Here is a 15055-nt window from a genome sequence, read left to right as displayed (position 1 = left end):
ATGATCAGAGAAATGTTCTTAAAGATTATTATATGGGCAGATTAATTAGCCATTTTAAGCCTTAAAATATTAAATGAATATGGTTTTAATTCTAACGACAGCTCTTTACCTGAAACTTTCATGTTGCGGGTTACAGGCTTAATAGCCTCCGGCTTGCTGATCGAGTTTTGGATATCCAGATCATCACTTTGCAGTGTGGTAAGTAAGCCTTCACTTTTAAAACCGTTTACGCCTGTAATATCAAAAGAGGCGGTTGATTTATCTTTACTGGTATTAATCACTTTAATCACCAGTTCGTTCGTCTTTTTATCAAGCACGGCTGATGCAAATTGCCCCTGCTGACCGGTTACTGCCTGCCCGCCAAGGGTAATAGGAACAACATCAGTTCCTTTGTTTACCGAATAAAGCTGCTGCACATAATAGTTAGGTGTACCGTATGAGGTAAGGTTATCAAACCAGATCAAATCCGGTGTCCATTGCCAGGCATCTACCTTTGCAAGCAAAGGTGCGTAAGATGCCATTATCACAACATCGGCATTACGCTCTAACCCTGTCATGAAAGCCGCTTCTGACATGGCGCATTCCCAGTTATTTTTATTTTTAGGACTGCCTATATCACCGCTCTGCGCCGCGTATTCACCGGCAAATATTTTTGATCCTTTGCGGTCGTAATCATCATAGCGTTTAACGTTTTTCAGGAACCATTCCGGGTTACGGTAATAGTGTTCATCCAAAATATCCGCATTAAAACCACGTAGTGTAGCATTCAGGTAATCGAATTTAGGCCCAGATGGATCTGGCCCTGCACTTGATACCAACTGCATGTAAGGATATTTCTGTTTAATGGCTTTCTCAAACACCTTCCATCTCTCAATATACTGCTCGCCCCACTGCTCGTTTCCAACACCCATTAGTTTCAGGTTGAATGGTTTCGGATGCCCGAGTGATATACGCAACCTTCCCCATTTGGTATCCGCTGATCCGTTTGCAAATTCTATCAAGTCTAGGGCATCCTGAATATAAGGATCGATCTGATTAAGCGGTACCAGCTGGCCGGTATTGTACTGACATGCCATGCCGCAATTCAAGATAGGCAGCGGTGAGGCACCAATATCTTCTGCAAGCATAAAGTACTCCATAAAACCTAAGCCGAATGTTTGATAGTAGTCGGGAGTTAAGCGGTGCTTAAATTCAACATTCCAACGGTTAATAATATTTTCACGCTTATCAACGTCTCCTATCGTTTTTTTCCATTGGTAACGGTTGGCCAGATCTCGCCCCTCTACGATACATCCACCCGGGAACCTTAAAAAGCCCGGATGAAGGTCATAAAGCTTTTGCACCAGATCGGCTCTAAGCCCACCCGGACGGTTTTTCCAGGTATGCTGCGGGAAAAGCGAAACCATATCCAGGTCAATGCTTCCTTTATGGCTGCACCACAGATACAATTGCGCTTTTAAAGTGGTAGCTGTTGCCTTAAAACTTACATGGTAACGCTTCCATTCTTTACCCACAGGATTAAGGCTAGCCCTGCCAATAACAACGCCGGTAGAATCATGCAGCTCTATCGCTAATTTTACCGGATTAGTTATGTCATGCTGGTGGGCAAAAACTGAAAAGTTATAAGTTTCGTCTGCTTTGATCCCCATTCCGCGGAAACCTTCATTAGATAAGCCAAAGTATCCTGAGTTTGTATTAACTGCAAGCGTGATATAATGCGGGTTTTCCGGGCGCTCTTTCGCACGGTCAACAACAGTAACTGTACCATTACCGCCATTTTTCTTTTGCTTTGCCCAGCCCATCAGGTTATCATTAAACTCGAAAGACCGGTTCTTTACCAACTCTGCATAAACGCCGCCATCTGCCGCCATGTTGATGTCTTCAAAAAAGATACCGTACATAGTTGGCTGTACATGCGCTTTTATACTGTCTGCTTTAATCACATAATTCAGTTTGTTAACCGGCTGGGCTTTTGTAAAGCTGATGCCTGATAACAATAACAGTGCAGATAGAGAAAGAAATTTCATTTTAATACAACAGGTTTAATTAAGTGTAAGTACAACTACTGAAATTGCAGGCAAAGTAACCTCTAATGTATTGCCCTTCAAAACTGCATTATTAAATGCTACAGTTTTAATCTTTTCAGGATCGTTAAAAGTATTGCAATCGCCCACTTTTGCCGAAGTCAGGATCCTGCCGCTTACTCCTTTAAAGTTTTGTCCATCTAAGGTAAGTGTCACTTTCTGCTTTTTAGCCGGGTCGATATTTGTTAACGAGATATGCACCACACCTGCTTTATCTTTAGAAGCAGATGCAGATACGGCAGGTAATTTATCTTTTCCGAAAGTGTATTCGGTTTCGCTTACGTGGGTTGGTATCAGCGTAGCATCCTGGTGTACGTTATACATTTCCATAACATAATACGTAGGCGTCAGGATCATCTTTTGCTTATTAGTAAGGATAACAGCCTGCAGCACATTTACACATTGTGCGAGGTTAGCCATACGCACACGGTCGGCATGGTTGTTAAAAATATTGAGCGTAGTACCTGCTATCATGGCATCGCGCATGGTGTTTTGCTGATACAGAAATCCGGGATTGGTGCCAGGTTCTACGTCATACCAACCGCCCCATTCGTCCACAACAAGGGCGATCTGCTTTTTAGCATCATACTTGTCCATAATACGCGCATGTTTGGTCACCAGTGAATCCATTTGCAGCGCGCGTTGCATGGTAGTAAAATACTGCTGCTCGTTAAAGCCCGTTGCCGGACCTTTACTATTCCAGCCGATAACCGCGTAATGATGCACAGCTACGCCCTCAATTAATCCATGAGGGATGTTTTTCATCAAGGTTTCAGTCCAGTTGTAATCATCATCGCTGGCGCCAGATGCCACCCTGAATATTTTGGTTTTCCCTTCAGAGCTACCCATAAAGGTGGAATACTTTCTAAACTCGTTCGAATAGTATTCTGGTGTCATATTACCGCCGCAGCCCCAGGCCTCGTTACCTACCCCCCAGAATTTAACGCTCCAGGGCTTTTCGCGGCCGTTAGCTTTGCGCAAATCCGACATTGGGTTTTTATTATCTGAACTGGTGTATTGGATCCAATCTGCAAGTTCCTGAACGGTACCGCTGCCAACATTGCCAGATACATAAGGCTCTGCACCTAAAAGCTCGCACATATTCAGGAAGTCGTGCGTACCAAAACTATTGTCTTCCACTACACCGCCCCACCATTTATTAACGATAGCCGGCCTTTGATTTTTAGGCCCTATTCCATCGCGCCAATGATAGGTATCGGCAAAACAACCGCCCGGCCATCTTAACGACGGGATCTTCATTTTTTTCAAGGCTGCAATGACATCATTACGTACCCCATTGGTGTTAGGTATTTTCGATGTATCGCCTACATAAAAGCCATCATAAATACCACGCCCTAAATGCTCGGCAAAATGGCTATAGATATACTTACTGATGGTGGGATTAGCCGAGGCATTATTTAGGTCTACCTTAATAGTAGTTTGCGCCTTTATCAGCGATGAGCTTAACAACAATACGCTAAGCGCTTTCAGTAAATGTGTTTTCATTTAATGCGTTTGAAAGATTATTTGCTTACTGAAAATTTATAGATAGTAGTCGTATGATAAGTTTGGCCCGGGTTAAGCGTAGTGCTTGGGAAAGACGGCTTATTAGGCGAATCAGGAAAATGCTGTGTTTCCAGGCATAAAGCAGAACGATGACCGTAAGCAACACCGCCTTTACCATCAGTATCTTTCCCAGTCAGGAAATTACCACTGTAAAACTGAATCCCTGGTTCTTCGGTATAAACGTCCAGCACAATACCGGTTGAAGGGCTTTTAACCGTAGCAATAGATGTACTCAGGGTATGCTTGTTCAATACGAAATTGTGATCATAACCCTTTCCATTTTTCAGCTGCTCATCCTGCTTATCAATATCCTGGCCAATAGTTTTAAACTTAGTAAAGTCGAACGGCGTTCCTTTAACATCTTTTAGCTCACCGGTTGGAATCAAGGTATTATCTACCGGTGTAAATTTATCAGCGTCAATTTTTAATGAATCGTCAAGGATGGTTTTGTTGCCAGCACCATTAAGGTTGAAATAGCTGTGGTTGGTAAGATTTACCACCGTCGGCTGATCTGCCGTTGCGCTGTAATCAATTTTCAGTGAGTTATCATCCTGTAGGGTATAAGTCACTTTAACATTTAAATTACCCGGATAGCCGCCCTCACCGTCTTTTGAAGTGTAAGAAAGCTGCAGCGTATGATTGTCTGATTGCTTAGCATCCCAAACCTGCGCGTTAAATCCTTTAAAGCCCCCATGCAAGGTATTCAGGCTGTCATTTACATCAAGCTGATACTGCTTCCCGTTCAATGTGAATTTGCCTTTACCAATACGGTTACCGTATCTGCCTATCAGCGCACCAAAAAACGGTTCTTTTTTCTTTTGGTATGACTTTACATTATCATATCCTAAAACCACATCCTTAAATGCACCGCTTTTATCAGGCACCAATAAACTTACTACCCTGCCGCCATAATTGGTAATGGCTGCCTTTACACCATTTTTATTGGTCAATAAATACAAATGCGTTTTTTTACCATCTACCGTGCTGTTAAAATTGGCAGAGTCTGGTATGGCAGCCTCAATAGCAGCGGTATCCTTACTATCTTTTTTTTGCGCAGGTCCCTTGCACGATTGATTGACTAAGGCAATTACTGCTATAAAAGCAGGCAAAAGTTTTGTTGCAGGTGTTCTCATAAAATTATTCAAGTTTGTGATACAGCATAATACTGATCTGGTATTTAGGGCTAATTGGTTTTTTGGTGGTTACTCCAAAACTTGTACAATATAAGAAGATTTTTAATTGTTATAATAACACTTTAAATTTAATAGCATTATAAGCCTTTTAGGATTTATATTATTAAATCATACAATAAAGGCAATGACCGGTTGCTTTAAGTGTTGATTTTACAGCAAAAAAGGATCTGCCATATTATGACAGATCCTTTTCGTTATACCTTACTAAAGGCTTTTAGTTATTTAACTTGTCTAAAATTGGCTTATCAACAGCAGTTAAGGTACTTTGAGATTTAAGCAGGTCAAAAACAACTACTTCGTTAATGCCTTTCTTTAACCACTCGGCCGGAACATATAAGGTTTGCTGCGGGCCTACACGCCAGTAGCGCCCAAGGTTATGTCCGTTGATCCATACTACGCCTTTGCCCCAGTTACTCATGTCAAAGTAGGTATCTTTCACAGTGTTTAAAGAGAAAGTGCCTTTTTGTAACATTGGCACCCCAGACGCTTTAGCCACACCACCAAATTTCACCTGGTTTACAGCAGCAAATGGCAACTTGTACATTTGCCAGCCTTTAATTTCTGCCTGGTTAAATGACACTGATCCCGTGATACCTTTTTTATTATCAAGCAGGTATTTACCAAAATTGATACGGCCCAGATTCTCCACCAAAATATCAAGCGTTACCGTACCTGCAGGTAATGTAACGTTCATGCTATCCTGTTTAAGCCGTCTGTCAAGCGTACCTACCGTTTTTCCGTTAACCATTATTACGGCATAATCCCTTAGCCCTTTAATTAACAACTGCCCCTTACGGCTGCCTTTAATTTTTGTGCGATAAAGTACATAGCCATAGTCTTGTTGTAAATCTTCAAAAGTTAACGGCGTTTTATTACTGATTGCCACGGGCAAATTTTGTAAAAGTGGCGCAGCGTGGTTAAGTTTTATTGCAGGTATAGCCATTGCTGGTTTAGCAGCCGGAACGGCAGGCAATTTTACACCCGGAGCCAAATGCTTTTCTATCACCTCCCTGAAAGCCATAAATTTGGGCGTTGCGTTACCTGCCTCGTCCAAAGGTGCATCATAGTCGTAGCTGCTTACCTGAGGCTCGTAAGGGGTATCATCTTTGTAATTGGCCCCATTCATAAAAGCACGGGTTGTGCCGCCATGAAACATATACATGTTGATGGATATACCCGCTGCCAGTACCGAATCTAAATGGCCTGCATATTGTTCGGCAGGAACAGTATGGTGTTTAGTTCCCCACCAATCAAACCAAGCCGGATACCATTCGGCAATATAAAACGGCCCTTTACCATTGTGATTTTCACGGATCAGCTGTTTTACCTTTTTAGGATTATCCAAGCCGTTTACTGCGGGTAACAAGCCCGGCAAATGTCCTTTTACCAGATCCGGTGCAGGGTCGCAGGTGTAAAGCAAGCCATCGAAACCGGCATCTTTAAACATCTTCTGGTTGATGGCCAGGTAATCTTTGTCGCTCCCGTAAGATCCGTATTCGTTCTCGATCTGAACCATCAGGATGTTACCACCGTGATTGATCTGAAGCGGTGCCAATTTCTTTCCTACTTCTTTGATGTAGGTCTCATACTCTTTAAGGTATTGCGCCTCTTTACTACGCACTACCAAGCCTTTTTCGTTTTGCAACCAGTAAGGATAACCGCCAAATTCCCACTCGGCGCATACATAAGGGCTTGGGCGCAATATTACCCAAAGGCCTTCTTCCTTCGCTATTTTCACAAATTCGGCAATATCATTATTGCCCTGAAAATCAAACTTGCCTTTCTGCGGCTCGTGCAGGTTCCAGAAAACGTAGGTGCCAATAGTATTTAACCCCATAGCTTTAGCCATTTTCATCCTTGCGCGCCATGCCTCGCGCGGGATGCGCGGGTAATGCATTTCGCCGCTGATCATCTGGAAAGGTTTTCCATCCAGCAAAAAGACCGAGTCGGCAAGTGCAAATGTATGCTGTAGTTTCTGGGCCTGAATGTTGCCGGCGAATACGAACAACATTAAAATGAACAGGTATTTTATTTTTCTCATGAGCAATAGTGGCTTTTTGTTTTATTTTGTTTTGAGTTTGATTAGAGCAGGGCGGATACCGGCCGAAGAAATACTAACCTGCACATCGCCGGGCTTGCCATTGGTTTCGATATAGGCTAATAGTTTGCCATGCAGCGCCTTCCGTTTAGGCGACTGATAACTTTCGTGACTTGATGTACTGCCGCTTTCCAGCCCAAGTAGCCTGGCATTACCAGATACCTCCACGTTAATTTCGTTATCAGCACTATAAACCGGAATGCCATTTTTGTCCGTCACCTGTATCTCTACCTGGCTAAGGTGTTTTCCGGGTCCGCTAAACGCTAAATGATCGGCAGTCGCAGCTATAGCCGAAGGTTCTCCGGCAGTTTTCAGCACAAATGCCGATACCTGTTTCCCATCGTTATATCCTTTAACCAGCAATTCGCCAGCCTGATAATCTACATTCCAGGCAGGCATCTGGTTATTTGCCGTATCACGCAACTGTTTCCCCAACGATTTACCGTTAAGGAACAATTCGGCTGCCTGGCAATTGGTAAAGCATTCTATTCTTAATTTGGCACCTGCATCCCAGTTCCACGTTGGCTGTACACTGCGGTGACTCCAGATACCGTTATCCTGGTTTTGTTTAAGTTCTCTTGCAGCTACATATACCATTGGTTTTGCAGCCCACAGGCTTTGCCTGTAAAAATATTCCGGCTTTTTGAAACCAGCCAGATCCAGCAAACCCGCGCCATTGCTACGTTGCGGCCACTTTCCCGCCTCTCCAAGGTAATCTATACCGGTCCACAGGTATTGAGCAGAAATGTATTTGTTTGAATCAACCGCATTCCACGCCTTCTTGGCCATGCCATTCTCGCTGCCGTAAATAATGCGGTTAGAATATTTTTTATGATCTTCTGCATAGCGGTACTCCTGGTAGTTATAACCAACAACATCTAACTCCTCCGGGTAACCCACCTCGTTAGACATTACCACTCCAGCTAAGGCCGCCGTAACAGGCCTTGTGCGGTCAACCTCTTTAACTACTTTGACCAGATCTTTAGCTATGGTCTTAAGTGCTGCCGCTGAAGGATGATCGGGAAGATAGCCCTTTCCATACATCTGGGGATTTCTGCCCGTATTCAGCACTTCATGCGTATAGGGGTCATTAGGATAATCAATTTCATTGCCGATACTCCATAATATAATCGATGGATGGTTACGGCTTCTTTTTACCATGTCGGCAAGGTCGCGGTGCGCCCATTCTTTAAAATATTCGTGATAACCATCTTTTGATGGCGTACCTACGTTCCAGCCTTTTACCCATTTATTTTTACCGATCTCCCATTCGTCAAAAGCCTCATCCATGACCAGGAAACCCATCTTGTCACACAGATCATACAGGTAACCGGCATGCGGGTTATGGCTTAACCTTAAAGAGTTAACGCCCCCTTCTTTTAAAATGGCAAGGCGCCTTTCCCAAACTTCACGAGGCACGGCTACACCAAGCGCACCGGCATCATCATGGATACAAACACCTTTAAGCTTCATGTTTGCGCCATTCAGGAAAAAACCGTTATCCTTATCGAAACGAATACTGCGTATCCCTACCATCTGGTTAACTTCATTTACGACCTTACCGTTGCGCATTACCTGCAATTGCAAACGGTACAATTGCGGGTGGTCAACACTCCATAATTGCGGCGATTGCAGTTGTTGGCTGAATACTATTGCGTTTTTACCCGGCCTGGCGTTTACGCTAATTGTTTTTGTAGCAGCAACACCTTTTGCATTCAGAAGGTTAATTTTTACCGAAACACGCGCAGGTGCCTTCAGCGTATTATTAACCTCTGCATTAACTTTAATAATTGCTTTTTCAGCAGTTACATCGGGAGTAGAAAACGCCACATCCCAGGGATGGATATTTACCGAATCTTTTACAATCAGGTAAACATTGCGGTAAATACCGCTACCTGTATACCAGCGTGAATCTGCAAACTCCGAATGGTCTGCTTTAACAATGATGGAGTTGGGTTTATTATAGTTAATATAAGGTGTCAGATCATACTCAAACGGAATAAATCCGTTAGGTCGTTTACCCAGATAATGGCCATTGATCCATACTTCGCTGTTTTTATAAACCCCGTCAAAATAGATACTTACTTTTTTTGATTGCCAGCTGGCATCGGCAGAAAAACTTTTCTTATACCAGCCAATTCCGCCGGGTAAATAACCGGTAGCGCTTGCCCATTCTTCGCTGAAGGGGCCTTCAATACTCCAGTCATGTGGCAGCTCTACTGTGCGCCATAAAGTTTTGTTAATTGCCGTATCACCAGAATGGAACTTCCAGTTATCATTAAACAACTTACCGCCATCCATTTTCTGTGCCCGCAGTTTTGCAGGAGCGTAAAGAATTAACAAGGCTATGATGGCTGCGTATTTTTTAAGTTTCATATACATTTAAGTCAGCTGCATGGGTATGCCATGCAGGCTGCTGGTATAAAAGGTTTTACAGGAACAGACATGAGCATTAGCAATTAAATACATAAGCTGAACATATGCACAATATCGCATCGGTTAACCGGTGCGGCTCTTTTATCTCTATCCCGGGTTTTATTGCAATTGGTGCAGCCATTAGTGGCTTTTAATATCTAAGGTAAAAAAGAAATGCATAACTGTTATAATAACACTTAAAAAAAATCACACCACCTGTTCAACGTTTGTAAAAGATATCACTCCGCGCTTCATTGCATAATAAGTAATATATTATCAGCTAAAAGTGTTATTTTTACAGTATATCACTTACTATTATTTAATGACTGGTTATAGCGAGGAAGCGCGTATTGTACAGGCGATCGATTGTCTTGTTTTTGGCTTTGATGGCGAAACTTTGAAAATATTACTGATTAAGCGCGGCTTTCAACCAGAGAAAGGCAAGTGGAGTTTAATGGGCGGTTTTGCCAAAAGCAATGAAAGCCTTGAACAGGCATCGAACAGGGTTTTAAAACAACTGACCGGGCTTGACGGCATGTATCTTGAACAACTGCATACCTTTAGTGACCCTAACCGCGACCCGCTTGAACGTACCATATCAACGGCTTACTTTGCCTTAATTGATATTCATAAATATGAGCAACAGTTAAATGATGATTACCATGCAGAATGGTTTTCATTAAAAAGAATGCCCAAGCTTATTTTTGACCAGCAGGAAATGGTTGAAATGGCTTTGAAACGCATACGTTATAAGGCTGCTCTACACCCATTATTATTTGAGCTACTGCCAAGCAGATTCACCATACCGCAATTGCAGATACTTTACGAGAGCGTATATAACACCACTATTGATAAGCGAAATTTCAGCAAGCGGGTATTATCAACGGGGCTTTTAATTAAGCAGGGCGAAAAAGACAAATCAAGTTCAAAACGCGGTGCTTTTTACTATCACCTTAATATGCAGAACTACTACGCCAAGTTTCAGGCTTTTTTAAATTTCATACCTAATCCTACTAATCTGATCAGTTAAGGATTTTACTTAACAGTACCGGGCTGACATTCTAACACCTGCACGGGCTGGGGTGCTAAGTTTGCCTTACCCTCTCCGTCAACCTGGATGTTTTTTTGCACAAACAGATCTAATACTTGCTTCTGTTTCCACAATTGGGTGTCGTAAGTGGGTTCCCACGAACCTACCGAAGTATTTGTCAGATCGCTGACTTGCCATTTTCCCTTACTGAGATCATGACTAACAGCTATGGATACTTTGTCATCCCGTTCATCATCCCTGAAAATTAATGCGGCTGCCAAACTGCTTCCTTTTTTCCAGGCTACAATCTGCGGGCGTGAGATCGGTATACTTTTGGTGCCTGAACCACTTAAACTAAATGCCGTTTTTCTAAAGCCAAGATCGGCAACATGCCACTTATCCGCAGTTTTATATACAATATGATATTGTGGAATTTTTGAGTCCTGTTCGCGCCAGTAAGTGGCAATGTAAGGCTGGCCCCCTGCATCGGCAAACATGGATGTTTGATTAATAAGCTCGCTGTTTTGTGGTATTTTACAAGCATACTCGGCTGTAGCTGCTGTAATAGGTAACTGGTATTTTTCGCCGGTAGATTTTTGCCAGGTAAGGCCGCCGTCTTTTGAGAGCGCGTAGCACAGATCGTGGTTACTGGCTACGTCAGGCGATTCCCGCCACACCCACGATAAATGAATAATGCCTTTATCAACCGCTATTTGCCAGTAAGCATTTCGCTGGCCTTCGCCGTCAATCAATTTATCCTGAATACGTTTCCAGCTGTGTGTTTTGAGGTTGTAAGCATCGAGGATCAGGCTACCATTTCCCGACTGGCCATCACGATAAAAGAAAAGCAGGTTGCCATTGGCCATCCGGTAAAATTCGGGATAGGTCACTTTGCTTTCATTGGCACCGGTCATTGATCGTTTCGGACCCAGTTCAATACCTCCCGGGCGAATGCTCATGCAATAATTCAATGGTTCATTATGATGCCCCCATGCTACATGCAGGTAACCTTCGCCATCAACCATAATGCTGATGCTTTTATGCGCGTCGGTAGCATCGCCTTTATAGTTACTGCGCTTACCTATCCAGTTGGTGCTACCTGATTTCCTTTTGGCAATAACCACATAAGCATCGGCATCGTAAAATGCAGCATATTGCGTATTGCCAAAGCTAACCAATGCGTTTTTTCGGAAGATAACCGTATTAACCGAATTTTGTGCCCAGCCATTATTGGCAATGGTGCTTGTTTGTGCATACACTATACAACTGCATAGCAAGGGTATTAAAAACAATACTTTAATCACCAGCTTACAAAATCTATTAATTACGGATACCATGCTGTTAAATAAAGAGCGGCAGTAATTAACTGCCGCTTCCAAGATTAAGCTAAAATATAATTGTATCGGCTATGTATTAAAAGAGTTACTACCAGAAAATGGTATAGATAGCTACCAAAATACCTGCAACTATTAACGAACCTGCAGTAAATGCCCTTGATGTTTTAAACATGCTGGTATCAACTTCAAGCCCGTTAGGCACCTTGCCATTGGCCGTTTCAATTTTAGAAATAATGTACATCCCGATAACGCATATGATAAATACAAAGCCCATACGGTCAAGAAATGGTATTTCATACAAGTTTTCGGCATTAAGTTTTGAGAAGCCATAAGGCGCTAAAAACTTAAGATCGGCAAACCGCGGCAGAAACTTGAAAAACACAGAGAACACAAAACCACCGATTGTTGAAAACAACGCTGCGTTAGAAGTAGCCTTTTTCCAGAAAAAGCCTAACAGGAACATGGCCAGGATACCCGGCGACACAAAGCCTGTGTATTCCTGGATGTACTGAAAGCCTTGTTTACCTTCGCCCATCAACTGCTCGCCGATAAGTAATGACATTACCACACCTAACAGCATAGCCACAACAACTGATAATTTACCCAGTGTTACCAACTGGCGGTCGTTTGCATCAGGCTTAATTGCCTTTTTATAAATATCAAGCGTAAAGATGGTAGCAATACTATTTGCCTTACCTGCCAATGATGCTACAATTGCCGCAGTAAGCGCTGCAAATGACAAACCTTTTAAGCCGGCTGGTAACAGATCAAGTAATGACGGATAAGCCTTATTTACATCCAGTACGCCTTTTGAGCTTAACATTTCCTGGTGGAACATGCCTTTTTGGTAAAGTACATAAGCTGCAATACCCGGAATAACCACAATTACCGGCATCAGGATTTTCAAGAATGCACCAAATAATAAACCACCGCGCGCAGTTTTCAGGTTAGCGCCCAGGGCACGTTGGGTAATGTATTGGTTACAACCCCAGTAGTTTAGGTTCACAATCCACATACCACCGATCAGCACAGATAAGCCCGGCAGATCCAGATAGTTAGGATTGTCTTTTTTAAATATCATATGGAAGTGATCGCTGGCATGGCTTTTCAAAATAGCAAGGCCATTAAGTATACCCGAGGTGCCTGATTTTTCACTTAACAAATTAAGCGCGATATAACTTGCAACCAAACCACCCAGTACCAGGAAGAACACCTGGATAACATCGGTATAACCGATTACCTTCATACCACCCAATGTGATGATGATGGAGAATATGGCCAGGAAGCCTATACAAACATTAATATCAATGCCTGATATACCACTGATAGCCAGGGCGCCCAGATACAAGATTGACATCAGGTTAACAACGATGTACAACAGCAGCCAAAACACGGCCATAATCATCGCTACAGTGCCGTTATAACGCTCGTGCAGAAACTGTGGCATAGTGAATATCTTGTTGCGCAGGTAAACAGGGATAAAAAATATCCCTACGATTACCAGCGTTAACGCACCCATTAACTCATAGGTTGATATCGCTAAACCCATCTTGAAGCCCGACCCGCTCATGCCGATCATCTGTTCTGCAGATATGTTTGATGCTATTAATGATGCCCCGATAGCCCACCAGGTTAATGAGCCTTCGGCCAGGAAATAATCCTTTGATGTGGCATCTGCATTCCGCTTTCTGCGGTATACCCACAAACCGTACAAGGCAACAATAATGAAATACACCAGGAACACGGTGTAATCGGCTGAACTTAATTTATTCATTGTGATTCTTCTCTAATTGATCGGCAATTATTGGTCTATTGCGCTATTTTAAATGGTTTTATAATAATTGTCATTCCACCTAAGCTCATTCTGTAAGTGCGAAAGTTTGGTATCCTTACCTATGCGGATGAATTCAAGGCCTGCCATATCAGCAAAGTCCTGCATGTGCTCGGCAGTAAGGTTTTGGCTGTAAACAGTGTGGTGGGCACCACCTGCATAGATCCATGCAGCGCAACCTGTTTTCATATCAGGATATGGTTTCCATAATACACGTGCAACAGGCAGGTTTGGAAGGTCTTCAATTGGTTCAATGGCTTCAACTTCGTTAAGTATTAAACGGAAGCGGTTACCCATATCCACAATAGAAGCGTTAAACGCAGGTCCACCGGCAACATTGAATACCAAACGTGCAGGGTCGGCTTTACCGCCAATACCTAATGGATGCACTTCAAGACTTGCCTTGCCATTACTTAAAGAGGCATCAACCTCCAGCATGTGCGAGCCTAATACCAATGAGTTGTTCGGATCGAAGTGGTAAGTGTAATCTTCCATAAAGGCATTGCCGCCTTTAAGCCCGGCACCCATTACCTTGCAAGCACGCACCAGCGCTGCTGTTTTCCAGTCGCCTTCACCGGCAAAGCCATAGCCATCTGCCATTAGGCGTTGTGCCGCAATACCAGGAAGCTGTACCATACCATGCAAATCTTCAAACGTATCTGTAAATCCCTTGAAATTACCGTCGGTTAAAAACTTACGCAGGCCTAACTCTATACGTGCAGCTTCATAAACTGATGAATGTTTTTCACCGCCTTTACGTAAAGCAGCATCCATAGTATAAAGCTCTTCGTATTCAGTAACCAGTGCATCAATTTCGGCCTCACTTACTTCATTGATCACTTTAACCAGGTCGCCAACACCATAAGTATTTACAGAATAGCCAAACTTGATCTCCGCTTCAACTTTATCACCTTCGGTAACGGCAACATAACGCATGTTATCGCCAAAACGGGCAAATTTAGCGCCTTGCCAATCATGCCAACCGGCAGCAGCACGGCTCCAGGCCTCAATTTGCGCAACCACCTCTGGGTCTTGCCAGTGGCCTACAACTACTTTACGGTTTTTGCGAAGGCGCGATACCATAAAACCAAACTCACGGTCGCCGTGGGCGCTTTGGTTCAGGTTCATGAAATCCATATCGATAGAATTCCATGGAATATCGCGGTTGTATTGCGTATGCAAATGCAACATTGGTTTTTGCAGGATATTTAAGCCGCGTACCCACATTTTAGCAGGCGAAAACGTATGCATCCAGGTAATGATACCGATACAATTTTCAGCAGTATTAGCTTCTAAAAGGGTATTATAAATTTCTTCCGGAGTTTTTACAACCGGCTTGTAAACAACAGTCACAGGTACTTTCGCGTCCTTGTTTAAACCGTCGGCAATGTGTTGCGAATGTTCTGCTACCAGTCTTAAAGTTTCTTCTCCGTATAAGTGCTGGCTACCGGTGATAAACCACACTTCAAAGCTTTTTAAATCGATCATGATTATTATAATT

9 protein-coding genes are annotated in these 15055 nt (G+C 43.0%); 1 reads left to right on the top strand and 8 read right to left on the bottom strand.

Annotated elements, in window-relative coordinates; all coding sequences use genetic code 11:
• Positions 1 to 41: 41 nt before the first annotated feature.
• The 5 genes from PQ461_RS03610 to PQ461_RS03590 form a co-directional block, all read right to left on the bottom strand.
• Positions 42 to 2027 carry an alpha-L-arabinofuranosidase C-terminal domain-containing protein gene (locus PQ461_RS03610; protein WP_274208274.1) on the bottom strand — a complete coding sequence of 662 codons (1986 nt, stop codon included), beginning with the start codon at positions 2025 to 2027 and terminating at the stop codon, positions 42 to 44.
• Positions 2028 to 2042: 15 nt separating this feature from the next.
• Positions 2043 to 3590, bottom strand: a complete 1548-nt coding sequence (locus PQ461_RS03605) for an alpha-N-arabinofuranosidase (RefSeq protein ID WP_274208273.1) — start codon at positions 3588 to 3590, stop codon at positions 2043 to 2045.
• Positions 3591 to 3607: 17 nt separating this feature from the next.
• Positions 3608 to 4783: an aldose epimerase family protein gene (locus PQ461_RS03600; protein WP_274208272.1), complete on the bottom strand. Its 1176-nt coding sequence runs from the start codon at positions 4781 to 4783 to the stop codon at positions 3608 to 3610.
• A gap of 274 nt (positions 4784 to 5057) precedes the next feature.
• Positions 5058 to 6884: a glycoside hydrolase family 35 protein gene (locus tag PQ461_RS03595; RefSeq protein WP_274208271.1), complete on the bottom strand. Its 1827-nt coding sequence runs from the start codon at positions 6882 to 6884 to the stop codon at positions 5058 to 5060.
• 21 nt (positions 6885 to 6905) lie between these two features.
• Positions 6906 to 9317: a glycoside hydrolase family 2 TIM barrel-domain containing protein gene (locus PQ461_RS03590; RefSeq protein WP_274208270.1), complete on the bottom strand. Its 2412-nt coding sequence runs from the start codon at positions 9315 to 9317 to the stop codon at positions 6906 to 6908.
• Positions 9318 to 9678: 361 nt separating this feature from the next.
• Here PQ461_RS03590 and PQ461_RS03585 point away from each other — a divergent pair, with 361 nt between their 5' ends.
• A complete protein-coding gene (locus tag PQ461_RS03585) occupies positions 9679 to 10386 on the top strand; it encodes an NUDIX hydrolase (RefSeq protein WP_274208269.1) in 708 nt (235 codons plus the stop codon).
• 5 nt (positions 10387 to 10391) lie between these two features.
• On the opposite strand, the gene PQ461_RS03580 is transcribed toward PQ461_RS03585, so the two are convergent.
• The 3 genes from PQ461_RS03580 to araA all read right to left on the bottom strand — a co-directional run bounded on the left by PQ461_RS03580 (position 10392) and on the right by araA (position 15042).
• The gene (locus PQ461_RS03580; protein WP_274208268.1) at positions 10392 to 11723 is read right to left on the bottom strand and encodes a BNR repeat-containing protein; all 1332 of its coding nucleotides are present in this window, start codon (positions 11721 to 11723) and stop codon (positions 10392 to 10394) included.
• An 88-nt stretch (positions 11724 to 11811) separates the two neighbouring features.
• Positions 11812 to 13497 (bottom strand): sodium/sugar symporter, encoded by a 1686-nt coding sequence (locus PQ461_RS03575; RefSeq protein WP_274208267.1) that lies wholly within the window; start codon positions 13495 to 13497, stop codon positions 11812 to 11814.
• 48 nt (positions 13498 to 13545) lie between these two features.
• Positions 13546 to 15042 (bottom strand): L-arabinose isomerase, encoded by a 1497-nt coding sequence (araA, locus tag PQ461_RS03570; protein ID WP_274208266.1) that lies wholly within the window; start codon positions 15040 to 15042, stop codon positions 13546 to 13548.
• Positions 15043 to 15055: the final 13 nt, after the last annotated feature.

Source organism: Mucilaginibacter sp. KACC 22063, assembly GCF_028736115.1.
In the GTDB taxonomy this organism is placed as follows: Bacteria; Bacteroidota; Bacteroidia; order Sphingobacteriales; family Sphingobacteriaceae; genus Mucilaginibacter.
The sequence above is the reverse complement of the archived record's forward strand: the minus strand, read 5'-3'. Positions and strand labels throughout refer to the sequence as shown.